The sequence below is a fragment of the Bacillus luti genome (genome assembly GCF_009739945.1).
GTDB lineage: Bacteria > Bacillota > Bacilli > Bacillales > Bacillaceae_G > Bacillus_A > Bacillus_A luti.
The window spans coordinates 2,975,905-2,995,025 of record NZ_CP040336.1 but is presented as its reverse complement, the minus strand read 5'-3'; the positions used below and the strand labels follow the sequence as shown (position 1 = coordinate 2,995,025).

The 19,121-nt window shown below is 34.1% G+C and carries 20 protein-coding genes and 1 pseudogene; 17 read left to right on the top strand and 4 right to left on the bottom strand.

The window, feature by feature from the left end; genetic code table 11:
* Positions 1-29: 29 nt before the first annotated feature.
* Positions 30-1,487 carry a serine hydrolase gene (locus tag EUC40_RS15265; RefSeq protein WP_156575865.1) on the bottom strand — a complete coding sequence of 486 codons (1,458 nt, stop codon included), beginning with the start codon at positions 1,485-1,487 and terminating at the stop codon, positions 30-32.
* Between the two features lie 198 nt (positions 1,488-1,685).
* Between EUC40_RS15265 and EUC40_RS15260 the strand changes: the two genes are divergently transcribed.
* From EUC40_RS15260 to EUC40_RS15240, 5 genes are all read left to right on the top strand, one after another.
* Complete coding sequence (locus EUC40_RS15260; protein WP_071709496.1) at positions 1,686-2,642, top strand: thymidylate synthase; 957 nt, start codon at positions 1,686-1,688, stop codon at positions 2,640-2,642.
* Between the two features lie 19 nt (positions 2,643-2,661).
* Positions 2,662-3,150, top strand: coding sequence for a dihydrofolate reductase (locus EUC40_RS15255; protein ID WP_156575864.1), 489 nt, complete (start codon positions 2,662-2,664; stop codon positions 3,148-3,150).
* A gap of 156 nt (positions 3,151-3,306) precedes the next feature.
* Positions 3,307-5,292: a penicillin-binding protein 3 gene (pbpC, locus tag EUC40_RS15250; protein ID WP_156575863.1), complete on the top strand. Its 1,986-nt coding sequence runs from the start codon at positions 3,307-3,309 to the stop codon at positions 5,290-5,292.
* Positions 5,293-5,533: 241 nt separating this feature from the next.
* Positions 5,534-6,169 carry an FMN-dependent NADH-azoreductase gene (locus tag EUC40_RS15245; protein WP_156575862.1) on the top strand — a complete coding sequence of 212 codons (636 nt, stop codon included), beginning with the start codon at positions 5,534-5,536 and terminating at the stop codon, positions 6,167-6,169.
* A gap of 112 nt (positions 6,170-6,281) precedes the next feature.
* Complete coding sequence (locus tag EUC40_RS15240) at positions 6,282-7,001, top strand: lysophospholipid acyltransferase family protein (protein ID WP_156575861.1); 720 nt, start codon at positions 6,282-6,284, stop codon at positions 6,999-7,001.
* Positions 7,002-7,042: 41 nt separating this feature from the next.
* Here EUC40_RS15240 and trhA read toward each other — a convergent pair whose 3' ends face one another.
* Positions 7,043-7,699 (bottom strand): PAQR family membrane homeostasis protein TrhA, encoded by a 657-nt coding sequence (trhA, locus tag EUC40_RS15235; protein WP_071709500.1) that lies wholly within the window; start codon positions 7,697-7,699, stop codon positions 7,043-7,045.
* A 213-nt stretch (positions 7,700-7,912) separates the two neighbouring features.
* Here trhA and EUC40_RS15230 point away from each other — a divergent pair, with 213 nt between their 5' ends.
* The 4 genes from EUC40_RS15230 to EUC40_RS15215 all read left to right on the top strand — a co-directional run bounded on the left by EUC40_RS15230 (position 7,913) and on the right by EUC40_RS15215 (position 10,469).
* Entirely contained in the window at positions 7,913-8,098 is a 186-nt protein-coding gene (locus EUC40_RS15230) for a twin-arginine translocase TatA/TatE family subunit (RefSeq protein WP_000492443.1), read from the top strand.
* Between the two features lie 42 nt (positions 8,099-8,140).
* Positions 8,141-8,881: a twin-arginine translocase subunit TatC gene (gene tatC / locus EUC40_RS15225; protein WP_071709501.1), complete on the top strand. Its 741-nt coding sequence runs from the start codon at positions 8,141-8,143 to the stop codon at positions 8,879-8,881.
* A 341-nt stretch (positions 8,882-9,222) separates the two neighbouring features.
* Entirely contained in the window at positions 9,223-9,474 is a 252-nt protein-coding gene (locus EUC40_RS15220; RefSeq protein WP_000629012.1) for a DUF2535 family protein, read from the top strand.
* A gap of 152 nt (positions 9,475-9,626) precedes the next feature.
* On the top strand, positions 9,627-10,469 hold the full coding sequence (locus EUC40_RS15215) for a DegV family protein (protein WP_156575860.1): 843 nt from the start codon (positions 9,627-9,629) through the stop codon (positions 10,467-10,469).
* Between the two features lie 181 nt (positions 10,470-10,650).
* On the opposite strand, the gene EUC40_RS15210 is transcribed toward EUC40_RS15215, so the two are convergent.
* Complete coding sequence (locus EUC40_RS15210; protein ID WP_156575859.1) at positions 10,651-11,625, bottom strand: MBL fold metallo-hydrolase; 975 nt, start codon at positions 11,623-11,625, stop codon at positions 10,651-10,653.
* A gap of 335 nt (positions 11,626-11,960) precedes the next feature.
* Between EUC40_RS15210 and EUC40_RS15205 the strand changes: the two genes are divergently transcribed.
* Positions 11,961-12,548 (top strand): SCO family protein, encoded by a 588-nt coding sequence (locus EUC40_RS15205; RefSeq protein ID WP_000833344.1) that lies wholly within the window; start codon positions 11,961-11,963, stop codon positions 12,546-12,548.
* A 34-nt stretch (positions 12,549-12,582) separates the two neighbouring features.
* Here EUC40_RS15205 and EUC40_RS15200 read toward each other — a convergent pair whose 3' ends face one another.
* Complete coding sequence (locus EUC40_RS15200; protein WP_001288092.1) at positions 12,583-13,047, bottom strand: Hsp20/alpha crystallin family protein; 465 nt, start codon at positions 13,045-13,047, stop codon at positions 12,583-12,585.
* A 217-nt stretch (positions 13,048-13,264) separates the two neighbouring features.
* Between EUC40_RS15200 and asnB the strand changes: the two genes are divergently transcribed.
* From asnB to dat, 7 genes and pseudogenes are all read left to right on the top strand, one after another.
* Positions 13,265-15,166, top strand: a complete 1,902-nt coding sequence (gene asnB, locus EUC40_RS15195; protein ID WP_071709504.1) for an asparagine synthase (glutamine-hydrolyzing) — start codon at positions 13,265-13,267, stop codon at positions 15,164-15,166.
* Positions 15,167-15,259: 93 nt separating this feature from the next.
* Entirely contained in the window at positions 15,260-15,619 is a 360-nt protein-coding gene (locus tag EUC40_RS15190; protein ID WP_156575858.1) for a GNAT family N-acetyltransferase, read from the top strand.
* Between the two features lie 51 nt (positions 15,620-15,670).
* Positions 15,671-16,000: a hypothetical protein gene (locus EUC40_RS15185; RefSeq protein ID WP_156576950.1), complete on the top strand. Its 330-nt coding sequence runs from the start codon at positions 15,671-15,673 to the stop codon at positions 15,998-16,000.
* Positions 16,001-16,034: 34 nt separating this feature from the next.
* Positions 16,035-16,331, top strand: a pseudogene (locus EUC40_RS15180) (phosphatase PAP2 family protein); the annotation flags it as partial.
* Positions 16,332-16,483: 152 nt separating this feature from the next.
* Positions 16,484-16,843 carry a phosphatase PAP2 family protein gene (locus EUC40_RS15175; RefSeq protein WP_425278193.1) on the top strand — a complete coding sequence of 120 codons (360 nt, stop codon included), beginning with the start codon at positions 16,484-16,486 and terminating at the stop codon, positions 16,841-16,843.
* A gap of 241 nt (positions 16,844-17,084) precedes the next feature.
* Positions 17,085-18,047, top strand: a complete 963-nt coding sequence (locus tag EUC40_RS15170; protein WP_156575857.1) for an ABC transporter substrate-binding protein — start codon at positions 17,085-17,087, stop codon at positions 18,045-18,047.
* 133 nt (positions 18,048-18,180) lie between these two features.
* Entirely contained in the window at positions 18,181-19,056 is an 876-nt protein-coding gene (gene dat, locus EUC40_RS15165; RefSeq protein WP_151627909.1) for a D-amino-acid transaminase, read from the top strand.
* Positions 19,057-19,121 lie beyond the last annotated feature (65 nt).

Genomic DNA, 19,121 nt, shown 5'->3' with positions numbered 1-19,121 from the left:
ACCTACTTTTTTGATTACTATTAAATGAACTATTTAGCTTTCGTAAATGCAAGCGGCTGTGTACTTAACATAGCAGGTACATGTAACTGAAGGGATGGGAATTCACCACTTACATTCATTTCATAAGCAAATAATAGGCTCATTTTCATTTGGAATAAGTCGATTGGTGCCGAGAAAATGTCGTAGTGATGATGCTGCAATGGAATCTCCATCTCCATAAATTGTACATATAGGGATTCATCTCGTTTGTATACTTGTAATGTTCCATAAGCAGGATGTTCAAAAGTACCGGTGTAGTCCTCTAATTTGTGAGAAGGTGTAGTCCCGTTTATTGCTTCAGGAAGGGATTCCAATGTCTCCTTCATCATTTCTCTCATTTTTTCACTATCTTCTACAGCACGTTCATGCCAGTCGATAAATTCTAGTCCGAGAAGTTCGTCATATATATGTTTTGTAATGTAAGTAGGAAGTAAAGTTTGCCCGGAATTTGTTAGTACAATAATACCGATCTTTTCGTTTGGCATAAATGACGCAAGAGCAGAAAATCCATCAATATTACCACCATGATGAATAAGTTTATAACCGCGGTAAGCGCTAATAAACCAACCTAATCCGTAGCTGTTTAATGGTGATTCACTTGTTGCTAGTATTGGCTGATCCGGGATTGGTGTATGTGGTGTATACATTTCTTGGAGTAGTTCAGTAGAAATCAAATCATGATTTTCTATTTTCCCTTCGTTTAAATGGAGCTGGACCCATTTTGCCATATCTTCAATGGTAGAGTTAATACATCCAGCAGCTCCAACTGTATCAATATTTCGGAATGGTATTTCTTTTATTTCACCATTTTCTTCAGCGTAAGGTAATGCGTAATCATCTGTATGTTGTGAATCTGTAATAGAGAAGTTTGTATGCCTCATATGTAACGGCTCTAAAATATGTTCTGTAGCGTATTGTTCCCACGTTTGATTCGTAATGTTTTCCACAATATAGCTAATTGTCGCATACATTAAGTTGTTATAAAGAAATGCTGTGCGGAACGGAGCATCAAGTGATAAATGTTTTATTTTTTCTACTAAATCTTTACGAGTTAAAGAAGAACTGTACCAGAGGGCATCGTGACGACTTACTCCAGTGCGGTGGGAAGCTAAATCACGCCCTGTAACTTGTGAACTAGCTAATATGTCAGATAAAGAGAAGTTAGGTATATAAGACTGGACAGGGGTATCCCAATTAAACTTTTTTTGTTGTGATAATAAGCTTAGTGAGAGTGTACCAAAAGCTTTCGTTGAGGAACCGATTGCGAATAAAGTATTTGGTGTAACGGGCTCTTTTGTCTCTATATTTCGATAGCCAAAACCTTCTGAAATAATAACTTCGCCGTCTTTTATAATAGCTATAGCAGCGCCAGGAACTTTTAAATCCTTCATCATTTTTTCAACCGTTGTTTGTAAAGAAGTCATAATAGGCGTTTCAATTTTAGACATATTTCTAACCTCCAAATATAAATTTTTCCCTACCGCACTATACTTTCGGTAATAGAAAATGAAAACCTTTTTAAATATGGAAAGTTAATAATTTTGTAAGAATTACTGAAAGAAATTTTATTAATTAGGATTATTAAATTTATGGTTTTTCATGTTATGATAAATTGCATATAAGATTGAAAGAAGGTTTTTCTACATATGAAACATGCTGAATATGAATACTTAAATTTATGCCGTCACGTAATGGAGAACGGTACGAAAAAAGAAGATCGTACAGGGACAGGAACTGTATCTGTATTTGGATATCAAATGCGCTTTGATCTTAGTAAAGGGTTTCCTTTATTAACGACAAAGAGAGTACCATTTCGCCTTGTAGCAAGTGAACTGCTTTGGTTTATGAAAGGTGATACAAATATTCGTTATTTATTGCAACATAATAATAATATTTGGAATGAATGGGCGTTTAAGAGCTGGGTAGAAAGTGACGAGTATACTGGTCCTGATATGACAGATTTCGGTCTTCGTTCACAACAAGATGAAGAGTTTAAAGTGCAATACGATGAGCAAATGGAATTGTTTAAAAAGAACGTTTTAGAAGACGATGCATTCTCCAAGAAGTTTGGATATTTAGGAGACGTATACGGAAAACAATGGCGTGCTTGGAAAACGACAGCTGGTGAAACACTTGATCAGCTAAAAGATGTAATTGATATGATTAAGAAAACGCCTGATTCACGTCGCTTAATTGTTTCTGCTTGGAATCCAGAAGATGTACCAAGTATGGCCTTACCGCCTTGTCATACGCTATTCCAGTTTTATGTAGCAGATGGAAAGCTTTCTTGTCAGTTATATCAAAGAAGTGGAGATATATTCCTTGGAATTCCCTTTAACATTGCAAGCTACTCACTACTAACACATTTAATTGCACATGAATGCGGACTTGAAGTGGGAGAATTTGTTCATACAATTGGAGATGCACACATTTATACGAATCATTTTGAGCAAGTAGAAAAGCAATTGGCACGTGAACCACGTCCATTCCCGAAACTTACATTAAATCCAGATGTGAAATCTGTGTTTGATTTTGAAATGGAAGATTTAACAATTGAAGGATATGATCCACACCCAGCAATTAAAGCACCAGTTGCAGTGTAATTGTAGAGGAGATGAAAAGATGATAGTTTCATTTATGGTCGCAATGGACGAGAATAGAGTAATTGGTAAAGATAATAATTTACCTTGGCGTTTACCAAGTGAATTACAGTATGTAAAGAAAACAACGATGGGTCATCCACTTATTATGGGAAGAAAGAACTATGAAGCGATTGGTAGACCGCTGCCTGGAAGACGTAATATTATTGTAACTCGTAATGAAGGGTATCATGTTGAAGGTTGTGAAGTTGCTCATTCTGTAGAAGAAGTATTCGAACTATGCAAAAATGAAGAAGAGATTTTTATTTTTGGCGGAGCACAAATTTATGATCTCTTTTTACCTTATGTAGACAAGTTATATATAACAAAAATCCACTATGCATTTGAAGGAGATACATTCTTCCCAGAAATGGATATGACAAATTGGGAAGAAGTTTTTGTTGAAAAAGGTTTAACAGATGAAAAAAATCCGTATACGTATTACTACCATGTATATGAGAAGAAACAATAATCAAAAAGATTGATGTGAAAATTCACATCAATCTTTTTATTTGTATTCATCAATATAAGTTTATAGATGAGATTCGATAGTGCTATAATAAAAGATAGCATGTAAAAAAATGCTAAAATTTTCAAAGTACTAGTATAGAAAGAGGAGGAGAATCGATTGAAAAAGATATGGGGGATTCTTTTTCTTTGCTTAACATTCATGTTAGTCGGATGCGGTAAAGAAGAAAAACCACAAGAAGCGTTTGATACATATGCAAAAGCATGGAATAAACAAAAATTTGCAGATATGTATGAGCAATTATCAGAAAATGCAAGAAAAGATATTTCAAAGAAAGAGTTCACTGAGAAATATGAAAAAATTTATTCTGGCATTGAAGTGAAGAACTTAAAAGTTGAAACAGGAGAAATAAAAGAAGATAAAAAAGATGAAGGTCCTGTTCCTTTTAAAGTAAGTATGGATACAGTTGGTGGCAAAATTACTTTTGGGCATGAAGCGAAAATGGTGAAAGAAAAAGATGGAGATAAAGAATCTTGGAAAATAGATTGGACTCCTGATTTTATATTCCCAGGCATGACGAAAGATAGTAAAGTTCGTATGCAAACGACAGAGCCAAAACGTGGAGAAATATATGACCGTAACGGTAAATATCTTGCGGTAAATGGTAAAGCTTCTGAAATTGGAATAGTTCCAGAAAAATTAGACGATACTGCTCCGCAAACGAAAGAGACTGTAGCGAAGTTGTTAAACATGTCTGTAGAAGAGATCGATCAAAAGCTAGCTGCTAAATGGGTAAAACCAAATTATCTCGTACCAATTGGAATATTACCTGAAGGGGCAACGCAAAATTCATATATTGATTTACCTGGTGTTTCAACAAAGCCTGTAAATGTTCGTACATATCCGTTAGGAGAAGCGGCAGCACATCTTACGGGCTATATTGGAAAAGTGAATGCTGAAGATTTAAAAACGCTACAAAAGAAAGGCTATCAAGCCGATGATCCAGTTGGTAAGGCTGGATTAGAGCAAGTATTTGAAGAAAAGCTCCGCGGTAAAAAAGGTGGCCGTGTCTTTGTAGAGGATGCACAAGGAAAAGAAATAAAGAATTTAGCAAAAACAGAAGCTGTTGATGGAGAAAATGTAACTTTAACGATTGATAGTGCTGTTCAAGAAGAAATTTATATTGAAATGAAAAATGAGGTAGGATCAAGTGCAGCAATTAATCCAAAGACTGGAGAAACACTTGCACTTGTGAGCACGCCAGCTTATAATCCAAATACTCTTACAAGAGGGGCGTCAAAGGCACAACGCGATGCAGTAAATAATGATCCGAAAAAACCGATGACAAATCGCTTTACACAATTATCAGTACCAGGTTCTGTATTTAAACCAATTACAGCTGCAATTGGTCTTGAAACGAAAACGATTGATCCAAAAGAAGAGTTGAAAATTGAAGGATTGAAATGGACAAAAGATTCTTCTTGGGGTAATTATTATGTAACGCGTGTAAAAGATGCAAATCCGATTGATTTTGATAAGGCGATGAAATATTCTGATAATATTTATTTCGCACAAGAAGCTTTGAAAATCGGAAAAGACAAATTTATGAGTGAAGCGAAAAAATTCGGATTCGATGAGAAGTTACCAATTGAATATGGATTCCCAGCTTCGAAAATCGCAAATGATGGTATTAAAAATGATATTCAAATGGCAGACACAGGTTATGGACAAGGGCAAGTGTTAATGACGCCGCTTCATCTAGCATTAACGTACGCACCAATTGTTAATGACGGAAACATACCTTCTCCATATATTATTAAAACAGATAAGCAACCAAAAGTTTGGAAAGAGAATGTAATTTCAAAAGGAAATCAAGATATATTAAAAACTGCTATGACGAAAGTAATTAATGATCCAGATGGTACAGGGAAAATTGCTAAAATTGATGGCATGACTCTTGCTGGAAAAACAGGCACAGCAGAATTAAAAGTATCAAAAGAGGCAGAAGGAAAAGAACTAGGTTGGTTCGCTGCATTTGATTTAAATGCGCCAGATATGGTCATTACAATGATGATTGAAGATGTAAAAGGTAGAGGCGGAAGTAATATTCCAGCTGAAAAAGTAAAACATGTATTTCAAAAATAATATGTAATAAAAGGCTAGCTCTATAATTTGTAGAGCTAGCCTTTTTATATGAAAAAATTCTTAATATTTGTATACTAAATTTTAAGGAAATAAAATAAATCATTAACTTACGAAAAAAAAGTAGCTATTTTTTATTGACATCGAACATAACTTTTTGTATTATACTTACATAAGGTAAGTTATTTACTTTCAAATTATAAATCTCAAATTAAAGATAAAGTGTGAAAAGGGAGAGAATACAATGACAAAAGTACTATTTATTACAGCAAATCCAAATTCAGCAGAAGGTTCTTTCGGAATGGCAGTAGGGGAAGCTTTCATCGAAGCTTATAAAAACGAACATCCACAACACGAAGTTGTAACAATTGATTTATTCAACACTACAGTACCAGCAATCGATGCAGATGTATTTGCTGCTTGGGGTAAATTTGCAGCAGGTGAAGGCTTTGAAACTTTAACTGAAGCTCAACAACAAAAAGTTGCAGCAATGAACACAAACTTAGAAACATTTATGCATGCAGATCGTTATGTATTCGTAACTCCAATGTGGAACTTTAGCTACCCACCAGTAGTAAAAGCATACTTAGATAACGTAGCAATCGCAGGTAAAACATTCAAATATACTGAAAATGGTCCAGTTGGCTTATTAGAAGGTAAAAAAGCACTTCACATTCAAGCAACAGGTGGCGTATATTCTGAAGGAGCATACGCAGCTGTAGACTTCGGACGCAATCATTTAAAAACTGTATTAGGATTTGTCGGTGTAAATGATACTGAATATATTGCAGTTGAAGGTATGAATGCAAACCCTGAAAAAGCACAAGAAATTAAAGAAGCAGCAATTGCTAATGCTCGTGAATTAGCAAAACGTTTCTAATATAGAATGCTTAAAAAATGTCCAAACACTTGCTGTTTGGACATTTTTTCTTCTTTTTCCTTCGTTTGTCTAGTATAATGAAGGTCGGAATGATAATAGGTGGGGGTTCTGTATGATTCAAACGTTTTTTAAAATCTTTTATTTAATTTTAATCGTAATTACGATTACACCGAGAATGTGGCGTCTTAAAAGACAAGTAAATACGATGTCGCCACAAGAAAAAGATAATGCTGTGTACAAAACGACAAATTGGTTTGGTAAGAAAATGGTACGTGTAGCTGGGGGAACAGTAGAAGTTAAAGGACTTGAAAATGTTCCGAAAGACAAGCCGGTACTAGTTGTAAGTAATCACCAAAGTAATATGGATATCCCTGTTTTACTAGGTTATTTAAATAAACCAATTGGCTTCGTTTCAAAGGCAGAGATTAAAAAGTTCCCAGTTGTACCAACTTGGATGGAACTTATGAATTGTGTATTTATGGATCGTAATGATCGTCGTCAATCTCTTCAAGCGATTAAAGATGGAATTGAGCTGTTAAAGAATGGACATTCTATCGTAATTTTCCCTGAAGGAACGAGAAGTAAAGGTGGCGAAATTGGAGAGTTTAAGGCTGGAAGTTTTCACCTTGCTGTAAAATCTGGTGTAGCAATCTTACCTGTAACATTAGATGGGACATATAAAATGTTTGAAGCGAATGGAAATCGCATGAAACGAGCGCATGCAACAGTAACGATTTCTAAGCCAATTACACCTGAAGAATATGCGGATATGGATATTAAAGAATTAACGAAGCATACTCAAGATGTCATCGCATTTCAATTACATAAGTAGTAAAAAAGGTTTCAGCTTATATCAAGCTGAAACCTTTTTTATTACGCTGTAGGTAAGACATAAAAGAGTACGCAGAAGAACATCATCGCACTACCACCTAAAACGAAAAGATGCCAAATGGCATGATTGAAAGGTAACCTTTCCCAAAGGAAGAATATAGCTCCTACAGAATATAAAATTCCGCCCGCTAACAGTAGTGAAAAACCATGGCCAGTTAAATTTTCATAAAGTGGTTTAATAGCAACGATTATGAGCCAGCCCATTATGATATAACATAGCGTTGATGCCTTAATAAAGCGACGTACAAAGAAAATTTTGAAGATGATACCTCCGATTGCTAGTGTCCATATAATAGCGAGTAACGTCCAGCCTAATGGTCCACGAAGCGTAATAAGTAAAAAGGGAGTATACGTGCCAGCGATTAATAAATAAATGGCTGAGTGATCTAAAATAGTGAACAATTTTTCTACCTTTGGATGGTGAATGCTATGTAACAATGTCGAAAACAAGTACAGTAAGAACATGCTTACACCATAAACCGTAAATGCAACTACTGCAGATGCGGTACCATGCTTAGAGGCATGAATAATCAATATGATTAAGGCAGGGATGCTTAAAATGGCACCGATACCATGTGTAATTGCATTTGCAATTTCTTCTTTCACAAATTGGGTCATTCGTGTCATTTTTTCAGTCATAATGAAAATCCTTTCTACTATCATAAAATAATATGTCGTTTCCCTTACCATATCATACACAAGGGCAATAGAAAATGAAATTTGTATAATTGATTATATTTTTGAATTTTTTTGACAAAAGCCAATGGATTTGTTGACGTTTTCAAACTTTTTTGACAAAATAAAATTATGTAATAGTAGGACAAGGAATCTACTAATAAAGGGGATGGGGAAATGTTTTCAAATATTGGCTTTCCAGGGTTAATTTTAATTTTAGTAGCTGTACTCATTTTATTTGGACCTAAAAAATTGCCGGAAATCGGGAAGGCTTTAGGGGAAACGTTAAAAGAGTTTAAAAAGTCAACGAAAGAATTGACAGATGATGCATTTCAAGAGAAGGAAAAGAAAGAAAAAATGTAATGAATTTTCCTTGTAATGGATAAATAAAGTGTGGTGAACGAGATGGAAGATCAAGAAATGAGCGTAGTAGAACATATTGTTGAGCTTCGTAAACGAGTAATATATACAGTCTTATCATTTGTATTATTTTTAATTATTGGATTTACTTTTACGAAGGATATATATTTTTGGCTCGTAAAAGATTTGCCGATGAAGTTAACAGTTCTGGGACCGAGTGATGTATTGTGGATTTTTTTCTCGATTGCTACAGTATTTGCTATCGTTTGTACAATTCCTTTTGCTGCTATACAAATTTGGTTATTTGTAAAACCGGGGTTACATCCAAATGAACAAAAGATGACAGTGATGTATATACCGGTATTGTCTATATTATTTATTTTAGGTTTATGTTTTGGATATTTCGTTGTAATGCCGTTTTTATTTCATTTTTTAACTACGATAGGTAATGAAATGTTTAATACGATGTTTACTACAGAAAAATATTTTCATTTTGTACTTAATTTAACAGTGCCATTCGCTGTGATTTTTGAATTACCTGTAGTGGTGATGTTTTTAACGAGTATTGGACTTTTAACAGCAGAATTTCTTGTGAAAATAAGAAGATATGCTTACGTAGCCTTGATAATAATCGCATCGTGTATATCGCCACCAGATTTTTTATCACATAGTTTAGTAGCGGTACCGCTTATTTGTATTTATGAAATTAGTATCGCTTTATCAAAGATTGTTAGTAAACGAAAACAAAAAAGAGAAGAAATACATTCGAAAAGTGCCTCGTTATAAAGGCACTTTTTTATTTAGTTGTTATACTATAGCTATAAACGTATACAATATAAAGAAGAAAAAAATTATAGAATCTCCAAAATTTAGACAAACTTTGCGCTTTTATACGTTTATACTGAATTTATTAAGTAATTTACGGATAATGAGATTCCCGTCTCAAAGTGTATTTAGATAGGGGATGGATTAGGTGGAGATGGGTAGTGTATAAATCTTCTAACCATAAGGACTATAGGGATTGTCTAAGGATACTGTTGTATTCATGAGAGTCTCCACTTTAAACAACGTGTTACAGCGTAAAGTAGAGGAAGTTCAAAAATCCAGTGAAAAAGAGGATTGATATTGTGATTACGAAAAGTTTTTATTTCACTCATTCAACAGGGGATTGTATTAAAATATTCGAAATCCCCGTCCTACAGGCGCAGCATCCATTATCGTTTCTAATTCAGTCCCGTCTTCAATTATTTATCGCAAAAATTCAAAAACAAAAGCACCCAAGATTTTCATATTCTTTCCGTGAATATTTACAAAATTGTTTGAAGTGGAATGATTATTTAAATGTATATAAAACAAATACGCTTGAAAAAAATGCATGATACAGAGTAGGGACAGGGTTAAAAACTCTGTCTTTTTCATTTTAGGTATAAAAATATAATTAATTTGATGAAATTTCGTTCCAAATTGTTGAAAGCAATGGGAATACTAGTATAATAACAAGGAGAGCGTATTGGAAAGGGAAGAATATAATATGCAAAAAATTAAAATTGTAACAGATTCAACAGCAGATTTATCACAAGAGATAATTGAGAAGTATGACATTCATGTTCTACCGTTATCAATCTCTGTAAATGGACAAACATATTTAGATCGCGTTGATCTACAACCAGATGAATTTATTGAAGAGATGGCAAAATCAGAAGAATTACCAAAAACATCACAACCAGCTATGGGTACATTTGTAGAAATGTACGAAAAGCTTGGAGAAGATGGGAGCGAAGTATTATCCATCCATATGACAGGTGGAATGAGTGGTACTGTTGCAACAGCAAATAGTGCTGCATCAATGACCGATACAAAAGTAACAGTTGTTGATTCTCAGTTCATTAGCCATGCATTAGCATATCAAGTGATTGAAGCAGCAAAAATGGCAAAAGAAGAGCGCTCACTAGAAGATATTTTAAATCGAATTGATGAAGTGAGAAAAAATACTCGCTTATATGTAGTCGTAGATACGTTGGAGAACTTAGTAAAGGGTGGACGTATTGGTAAAGGAAAAGCATTTATTGGTTCTTTACTGAATATCAAACCAATTGCAAACCTCGAAGGTGGAGCATACAATCCAGTGACAAAAGTTCGTAGTCAAGGGCAGATTGTAAAGACGTTAACAAAAATATTTGAGCAAGACACAGCTGGAAAAGTTGTGAAAGCGGTTGGGATTCCTCATGCAAAAGCAATTCCTTTAGCTGAAAGTGTGAAAGCAGCGATTGAAAAAGCGAGTGGATTTGCACAATCCGAAATATTCTATACAACTCCAATTATTAGTACTCATACAGGTCCAGGCGCAATTGGATTTATGTATTTAGCAGAGTAATAAAAAAGCTACTTGAAATATATTTCAAGTAGCTTTTTTATGTGAAGAGCAAGTAAGAAATCAGAAGAGTTATACAGGCGCTACCGCTAATGATATAGCGAATTTGCAAATATTCATTCATAGAAAACACCCTTTATGATTTTCTATAGTATATGATGGGTGCAAGAAATAAGTAGTTACGTTATACGTGTAACGTTTCAATTTTTTTATTTACGTGTTTATCATTTGTTACATTATTGTAAGTGAAAGTTTGGCCTAAAAAGAGAACATGCAGTTGTTCCCATGGTAACATACGTAAATTCCAGTTGTTTCGAAGTCTAGTTATTGCCTCACGAGGTGTTTCATCTGCGAGTGCAAAAGCCCCGTAGTGCATGGGAATAAAATGTGTAGCGTTTAAATCTAAATAAGCTTGCACTGCCTCTTCAGGTGAAACGTGAGATACTTTCATAAACCATTCTGGTTCATAAGCGCCAATTGGCATAAGAGCAACATCAATTGAAAAGCGCTTGCCAATTTCTTTAAAGCCTTGGAAATAACCACTGTCACCGCAATAATAAATGGTTTCTGTCGTATTCGTATTATCAATAACCCATCCACCCCAGTGGGAAGTGTTTATATCAAATAATGATCTTCTCGTCCAGTGTTGTGCAGGTACAAAGTGGAAAGCTACTTCATTAAGGGTTATGCTTTCCCACCAGTTGTATTCTTTAACCTTTGTGAATTTTTTACGAGTAAATAATTTTTTTAGCCCGATAGGTACAAGGTATAGAACATCATCATTTAGTTGGCGAAGTGTTGAAAAATCTAAATGATCATAATGACCGTGCGAAATAAGGACAATATCAATTTTAGGTAATTCTTCTATAGAAAGTCCAGGTTCTGTAAGTCTTGGAACTAGCTTTAATTTATTGGCCCACACGGGGTCTGTTAATATATTAAGTCCATTCGTTTGGATAAGAAAAGTGGAATGCCCAATCCATGTGACAGTCGTTTTTTCAATATTGCTTTGCAAAAATGGACTTTGTTTAACGGGTGATTGTTCTACTAAGAAAGAAAAATCTTTTTTGTTTTGCTTTCGTTCTTTACGCCAGCGTAAAAAAGAGCGAATTGATTTTTTTGTGCTAACATTATCCATATTTTCATAGCGCTTTGCCATGAACATCACCTCATTTAAAATCGTTGTATTTGTATTGTACCGAAATGTTGTTAAGGAATACAGTGAAAAACATGGATTAATGTTAAAGGAATTGTTAAAAAATAGGGGGAGGTATTTACAAAATTAACAATAAAATTAGTTTTGCAAATACTATTTAGAGAAATAATAGTGAAAAAAGATATTTTGTCTAGTAATTAGCTTGAAATAAAGAAGTAACATACGTAAATTCGTACGATTTCGTGAACAAATGTAGTAAACAATTTTCTCGTAGTGTTAACTTTTGTTATTATGAACATAACCTATTTAAATTTAGGATAGAGAAAAGAGGTTTATAAATGAAGCGTTATCAAAAAATAATTGGTCTTATGGTTGTATTTTGTCTCTTTGTACTTGCTGGATGTAGTGGATCGGGTTCAAAGCTTCGTAAACCATTAAATTGGGATTTAGAAACTTTCCAATTCACAAATCAAGATGGAAAACAATTTGGAACAAAGGATTTAAAAGGGAAAGTTTGGGTTGCAGATTTCATGTTCACAAACTGTCAAACAGTTTGTCCGCCAATGACTGCTAATATGGCAAAATTACAGAAAATGGCGAAGGAAGAGAAATTAGACGTTCAGTTTGTATCATTTAGCGTAGATCCTGACCTTGATAAGCCAGAAAACTTGAAAGCTTTCATTCAAAAGTTTACAGAAGATACAAGTAACTGGAACTTGTTAACAGGTTATTCGTTAGAAGATATTACAAAGTTTTCAAAAGATAATTTCCAATCACTTGTAGATAAACCTGAGAATGGTCAAGTTATACATGGAACATCATTTTATTTAATTGATCAAAACGGAAAAGTAATGAAAAAATATAGTGGCATAAGCAATACGCCATACGAAGACATTATACGTGATATGAAGCGATTAGTGGATTAAAAAGAAGGGTGCATAGCACCCTTCTTTTTTTACATTAGTCTATGGATAAAATGTCATGTTGCTGTGGAAGTTTTGGTGCACGAATTTCTAACACACCGTTTTGATAAGAAGCTTTCGCTGCTTTTTTATTAATTAAATAAGGTAACTTAATCATTCTCGATGCTTCTGAAATGGACCGTTCTCGGCGATAATAGTTATGAGATGTTTGCTCTTCTGTCTCTTCAAGTATCTCTTCTTTCACAGAGACTTTTAAGTATTCACTTTGTATTTCAATTTGAATTTGTTCTTTTTGTATACCTGGTAGTTCAGCAGTAACAACGAGTTCCTCACCAACTTCATATAAATCTACAGGGAATGTTAATAAACGGTTTCCTTTTTGGAAAAAATGATTTAAATCAGCGATTACGCTGCGAAGTGGTGTTTGCTCGAAGAAATCATCAATTTGCTTTAAATAATTGCGAACCGGTGGGCGAGAAGAATCTTTTTTTTCTTCACTCATGGTATTCCCTCCTAGAAATCAATTTGCAATATCATATGACAAAAGCGGAGAAAGGTGATTGCCTAGTTTTCATGTTTTCATAAAAAATTGTTAAAAATGTGAAATGGAGTGATTTTTTTATAGTTTTTGGTCGCCATATTCAGTTGATTATGCTAGTATAAATAGGGTTGATATAGTAGTATAGAGACAGAATGAAAACTGAAAGAGGGTAAGAAGTATGTGTGGTTTTGTAGGATGTTTATGTGAAAACCCTAGAGAGTTTTCAGAAACAGAAAAACATCAATTTGAAAATATGAACACGATGATTTTCCACCGCGGTCCAGATGACGAAGGATATTTTCGTGATGAACATGTACAATTTGGCTTCCGCCGTTTAAGTATCATTGACTTAGAGGCAGGACATCAGCCACTAACTTATGAAAATGATCGATATGTAATTATTTTTAATGGTGAAATTTACAACTATGTAGAATTACGTGAAATGTTACTTGAAAAAGGTGCAACGTTTGCAACGCAATCTGATACAGAAGTTATCATTGCATTGTATGCACATATGAAAGAAAAATGTGTAGATTACCTTCGTGGTATGTTTGCATTTATGATTTGGGATCGTGAAGAAAAGAAACTATTCGGTGCACGTGATCACTTCGGTATTAAACCATTATATATCGCACAACAAGGTGATACTACATTCTTCGCATCTGAGAAGAAAAGTATTATGCATGTAATGGAAGACAAAGGAGTTAATCCAAAGTCACTACAACATTACTTTACGTACCAATATGGTCCAGAACCAGAAACATTAACAGTTGATGTTAATAAAATCGAGCCTGGCCATTACTTCGTGAAAGAAATTGGAAAAGAGATGGAAATCCATCGTTACTGGAAACCTTATTTCAACGCTTCAAGCGCAACGAAAGAGGAGCATATCCAAGCAATTCGTGATGTGTTATATGATTCAGTAAAAGTGCATATGCGCAGTGATGTACCAGTAGGTTCATTCCTTTCTGGTGGTATCGATTCATCTATCATCGCTTCTATTGCAAGAGAAATGAATCCGAACCTATTAACATTCTCTGTTGGTTTTGAACAACGTGGTTTCAGTGAAGTTGATGTTGCCAAAGAAACTGCTGAGAAACTAGGCGTTAAAAACCATAACGTATTCATTTCAGCGAAAGAATTTATGGATGAGTTCCCAAAAATCATTTGGCATATGGATGATCCTTTAGCAGATCCAGCAGCTGTACCATTATACTTCGTTGCAAAAGAAGCGCGTAAGCATGTAACAGTTGTTCTTTCAGGTGAAGGGGCAGACGAGCTATTTGGTGGTTATAACATTTACCGTGAGCCAAACTCACTAAAAATGTTCTCTTACATTCCTAGCCCAGGTAAGAGCGTTCTAAAAGCATTAAGTGGAGCGCTTAAAGAAGGATTTAAAGGAAAGAGCTTCCTAGAGCGTGGATGTACGCCAATTGAAGAGCGTTACTATGGAAACGCGAAAATCTTCCGTGAAGAAGAGAAAGCTGAATTAATGAAGTATTACGATGAAAGTGTTAACTATATGGATATCACGAAACCATTGTATAACGAGATTAAAGATTATGATGATGTAAGCAAAATGCAGTACATTGACATGTTCACATGGTTACGCGGTGACATTTTATTAAAAGCTGATAAAATGACAATGGCAAACTCATTAGAACTTCGTGTACCGTTCTTAGATAAAGAAGTATTCGATGTTGCATCTAAAATTCCAACTGAATTTAAGATTGCTAACGGAACTACGAAAGCTATTTTACGTGAAGCAGCACGCGGAATCGTTCCAGATCACGTGTTAGACCGTAAAAAACTTGGATTCCCAGTACCAATTCGTCACTGGTTAAAAGACGAAATGCATGATTGGGCTATAAATATTATTAACGAAAGTAAAACAGATCATTTAATCGACAAACAGTATGTATTAAACTTACTGGAAGCACATTGTGCAGATAAAGGCGATTATAGCCGTAAAATTTGGACTGTACTTGCATTTATGGTATGGCACCAAATTTATGTTGAGCATAAATACGATACGAATAAGTTCCACGAAGAAACAAAACGTGCGTATAGCTTAGTTTAATAAGAAAAACCTTAAGATCACAAATGGTCTTAAGGTTTTTTTCATAAATAGAACGTGTTATTGATACAATAATAGTAAAAGGATGGACAACATATGATTACGTTTGAGAAAGTAACTATAGAAAATAAAAGCGTTGTTACAGAAATGTTCAGCTCACATAGTTTAGGTGAGAAAAAGGTACAGTATTGTGTGAAAGTTGATGATACATATATTGGTGTAATAGATTATAGTGTTCAAGAGGAAAGTGCTATCTTATCTCAGCTCATTATTCATTTTGATTATCAAGGTTACGGTTATGGTACAAATACGTATTTCACATTTGAAGAAATGATGAAACAAAGGGGCGTAAAAGAGATACAAGTATTACAAGAGCAATTGACAGAACAAGCTAAATCGTTCATAGAGAGCTTTGGCTTTATTGAGGTAGATGAAATGTATGTGAAGAAAATATAACGATGATTAGTTATGCAGTAAAATAAATATAAGGCAGGTGGATGTATGACGATGACTTCTGGTCTTGTATTAATTGGAGGATGTTTTATAGTAGCAGAACTAAGCCATATATACATTCGGAATAAAATGAATAAGAAAAGAAAGCCATATGAAATACAATACGTCCCTGTATTTTTATTTTTGTTTTGTATGCTTGTTACATTACAAAATATAACTAACTTCCCACCACTTTTGAATATTTTTTTAAAGTTTGGTTTGCTGTATAGTGGTGCTGGAATAGCTCTTTTATTTATGTTATTTTGCATACGTTATATTCACTATCAATCATATATATTTATTTTAAATTGGTTAAAGCAAAATGATAGAAACCGCCTTACATAAGGTGGTTTTTTATTTGTGTATTACTAATGATTATAAAAATGAAACGTTGTATTTAGTTATTATTTCGATTATATATTGGTCTGTTTCTAAGAGAAAAGCATTTCATATGATTGTTATGCTTTGCCTCTCTGGATATATAGGGATAGCGGTAAAAGACTTCATGAAAATCCCGCGTCCGTATACATATGATGGAATTTCGGCTTTATATGAAAAATCAGCTTCAGGTTATTCTTTTCCAAGTACACACGTACAGCTAGCGACAACATTTTGGGGCGCATTTATGACTTTATGCCAAAAGAGAATCATTTGGATTATGGGAATTATTTTTATCCCGCTTTAATGGGCAGTAAGACCCTCACCTCAAAATTCAGCGGAAGCAAAGAAGTTAGGTGGGGGTCGGGCTGCCCATAAAAGTCCGATTGGTTCAACTAATAATCAGTGGGGGATGAAGAAAACCCCCACTGATTAAAGTTTCACTTTATTATGTTGGTTACTATTTCTCGTCTATATTTGCGTGTACATTGGCTCAGTGATATACTAGGTGCCGTTTTATTTAGTGCTATAGTTGTTTATTTATACACGAAAGTTACAGTGGAATTAAGTGATAAGAAATTCATTTTGTTACAGCGAATTGTATTGGTAGTTTCAATCATTACATATTTTATGACAGAGCAAATAGATCATTTTAAACTATTGGGAGTTTTAACAGGTTCTACGATTGGTACAATGCTAGAAAATCATTTTATTAAAATGAATGAAACTAACAATTTTAAAATACAAGTCGTAATAATAGTTTTAGGTCTCAGCTTTATGCTACTGATTCAGCTCATACTAAAAAAGTAATGCCGGATATGTATTACTTACGCTATACATTCACGGGAATTACAATAACGTTCTTATGTCCATGTATTTTTCACATGTTACAGTTTAAAAAATGTGAGTAGCAAATAAAAAATATTTTGAATAAAAATGAGGCCCAAATTATATATATTGAAAAAGTTTTCTGATATATCTATTGACAATGTATGAGATATACATTAGTCTTTAAAATGTAAATGATAATCAATTTCATCTAGGAGGACTTATGACACGCACTAAAAATATGTTAATACTTTGCATTATGTTACTAATGATCATAATTGCAGGGTGTGGTAAAGAAGAGAAAAAAGAAAATGATACGTCAGCGAAAGCAAAAGATTCATATACGATAAAACATGCTATGGGTGAAACGACAGTAAATGGCACGCCAAAAAGAGTTGTTGTTTTAACAAATGAAGGTGCTGAGGCACTGTTATCTGTTGGAGTAATACCGGTTGGAACTACAAAACCACGTGCTGGTGATGAATGGTATCCTCATTTAGCGAAAGAGTTAAAAGATACGAAAGTTGTAGGAACTGAGCGTGATATTAATTTAGAGGCAGTAATGAAGCTTAAACCGGATTTAATTATCGGAAACAAAATGCGTCATGAAAAAATATACGATCAGTTAAAAGAAATTGCACCAACTGTTTATGCTGAAACATTACGCGGGGATTGGAAAGAAAACTTTACGCTTTATACAAAAGCTGTAAATAAAGAAAAAGAAGGGCAAAATGCTCTTAATGATTATAAAAAGCGTATTGCGGGAATAAAAGAAAAATTAGGTGATAAAGTTAACTCTAAAGTTTCCATTATTCGCTTCGTTCCAGGTGATGTTCGTATTTATCAAAAAAATTCATTCTCAGGCGCTGTATTAAATGATATCGGATTTAAACGACCGCCGTTACAAGATAAAGATGAATTTGCAATTAAAGGAATTACAAAAGAGCAAATTCCTAATATGGACGGGGACTACATATTCTACTTCACATCTGATAAAGATGCAGATAAGAATAATGAGGGAAATACATTAGCAAAAGAATGGACAGAGGATCCACTCTTCAAGCAACTGCAAGCTTCTAAAAATAATAAAGTATTCCAAGTAGATGAAGTGATTTGGAATACAGCAGGCGGTATTGTAGCTGCAAACCTTATGTTAGATGATATTGAAAAATATTTTCTTAATTAAATAGATGAATGATGAAGTACATCGCTTACGAAGTGATGTACTTTTTTATCGCTTTAAAATACAGAAAATTCCTTTAATTGAGTTGTTATAAGTTGTACAATTAAATCAAGTATAAATAAAAGGAGTGGAAAGAATGAAGGCTACTCATAAAGATTGGATCTTGTTCAATGGAAGAATTATAAATACGAAGGAAGAACAGCCGATGGTCGCGCTAGAAGAGCGAGGCTTCCAATTTGGTGATGGTATTTATGAAGTATTTAGACTATACGATGGGAAGCCTCATTTATTAGATTTACATTTGGAGCGTTTCTTTAATTCAATGGAAGAAATAAAACTAATTCCACCGTTTACGAAGGAAGAGTTAGTGGAAGAGTTGCTTCAAATGATTGGAAAAAATCAATTTCAAGAAGATGGGAATGTGTATTTGCAAATATCAAGAGGAGCACAACCACGCAATCATGTATATGAAAAAGATTTACAACCGACATATTTTGCAAATATTGTTTCGTTCCCAAGGCCGATTTCTTCAATGGAATCAGGAATCAAAGTAACGGTAGAAGAGGATATAAGATGGAAATTCTGTCATATAAAATCTTTAAACTTGTTACCTAACATTATGATTAAAAATAAAATAAATGAACAAGGATACCAAGAAGCGATATTAGTACGAGATGGCATTGTTACTGAAGGCTGTCATTCAAATTTCTTTATCGTGAAAAATAATAAATTGATTACACATCCAGCTGATCATTTCATTCTACACGGCATTACACGTCACTACGTTATTACATTAGCGAAAGAGTTACATATTGAAGTAGAAGAACGAGAATTTTCACTACAAGAAGTATATGAGGCAGATGAGTGCTTCTTCACAGCGACACCACTTGAAATATTCCCAGTCGTTCAAATTGGTGATGAACAGTTTGGAAGCGGCGAAAGAGGGCCAATTACGAAAAAACTACAAGCTGCATATGAGGAAAGTATTAGTTTGTTTAAAGTGACAAATTAATGATGAAGAAAAAAGCTGGTATTCCCCCAGCTTTTTTTCATGATATAATTCAACCGTAGGACAAG

Excerpts from the sequence above, each read along its gene's own strand:
- dat (WP_151627909.1), top strand. The coding sequence starts at position 18,181 with ATGAAGGCTACTCATAAAGATTGGATCTTGTTCAATGGAAGAATTATA.
- EUC40_RS15215 (WP_156575860.1), top strand. The coding sequence starts at position 9,627 with ATGCAAAAAATTAAAATTGTAACAGATTCAACAGCAGATTTATCACAA.
- EUC40_RS15260 (WP_071709496.1), top strand. The coding sequence starts at position 1,686 with ATGAAACATGCTGAATATGAATACTTAAATTTATGCCGTCACGTAATG.
- trhA (WP_071709500.1), bottom strand. The coding sequence starts at position 7,699 with ATGACTGAAAAAATGACACGAATGACCCAATTTGTGAAAGAAGAAATT.
- EUC40_RS15205 (WP_000833344.1), top strand. The coding sequence starts at position 11,961 with ATGAAGCGTTATCAAAAAATAATTGGTCTTATGGTTGTATTTTGTCTC.
- asnB (WP_071709504.1), top strand. The coding sequence starts at position 13,265 with ATGTGTGGTTTTGTAGGATGTTTATGTGAAAACCCTAGAGAGTTTTCA.
- EUC40_RS15245 (WP_156575862.1), top strand. The coding sequence starts at position 5,534 with ATGACAAAAGTACTATTTATTACAGCAAATCCAAATTCAGCAGAAGGT.
- tatC (WP_071709501.1), top strand. The coding sequence starts at position 8,141 with ATGGAAGATCAAGAAATGAGCGTAGTAGAACATATTGTTGAGCTTCGT.
- EUC40_RS15230 (WP_000492443.1), top strand. The coding sequence starts at position 7,913 with ATGTTTTCAAATATTGGCTTTCCAGGGTTAATTTTAATTTTAGTAGCT.
- EUC40_RS15210 (WP_156575859.1), bottom strand. The coding sequence starts at position 11,625 with ATGGCAAAGCGCTATGAAAATATGGATAATGTTAGCACAAAAAAATCA.
- EUC40_RS15170 (WP_156575857.1), top strand. The coding sequence starts at position 17,085 with ATGACACGCACTAAAAATATGTTAATACTTTGCATTATGTTACTAATG.
- EUC40_RS15185 (WP_156576950.1), top strand. The coding sequence starts at position 15,671 with ATGACTTCTGGTCTTGTATTAATTGGAGGATGTTTTATAGTAGCAGAA.
- EUC40_RS15200 (WP_001288092.1), bottom strand. The coding sequence starts at position 13,047 with ATGAGTGAAGAAAAAAAAGATTCTTCTCGCCCACCGGTTCGCAATTAT.
- EUC40_RS15240 (WP_156575861.1), top strand. The coding sequence starts at position 6,282 with ATGATTCAAACGTTTTTTAAAATCTTTTATTTAATTTTAATCGTAATT.
- EUC40_RS15265 (WP_156575865.1), bottom strand. The coding sequence starts at position 1,487 with ATGTCTAAAATTGAAACGCCTATTATGACTTCTTTACAAACAACGGTT.
- EUC40_RS15175 (WP_425278193.1), top strand. The coding sequence starts at position 16,484 with ATGTTGGTTACTATTTCTCGTCTATATTTGCGTGTACATTGGCTCAGT.
- EUC40_RS15190 (WP_156575858.1), top strand. The coding sequence starts at position 15,260 with ATGATTACGTTTGAGAAAGTAACTATAGAAAATAAAAGCGTTGTTACA.
- EUC40_RS15255 (WP_156575864.1), top strand. The coding sequence starts at position 2,662 with ATGATAGTTTCATTTATGGTCGCAATGGACGAGAATAGAGTAATTGGT.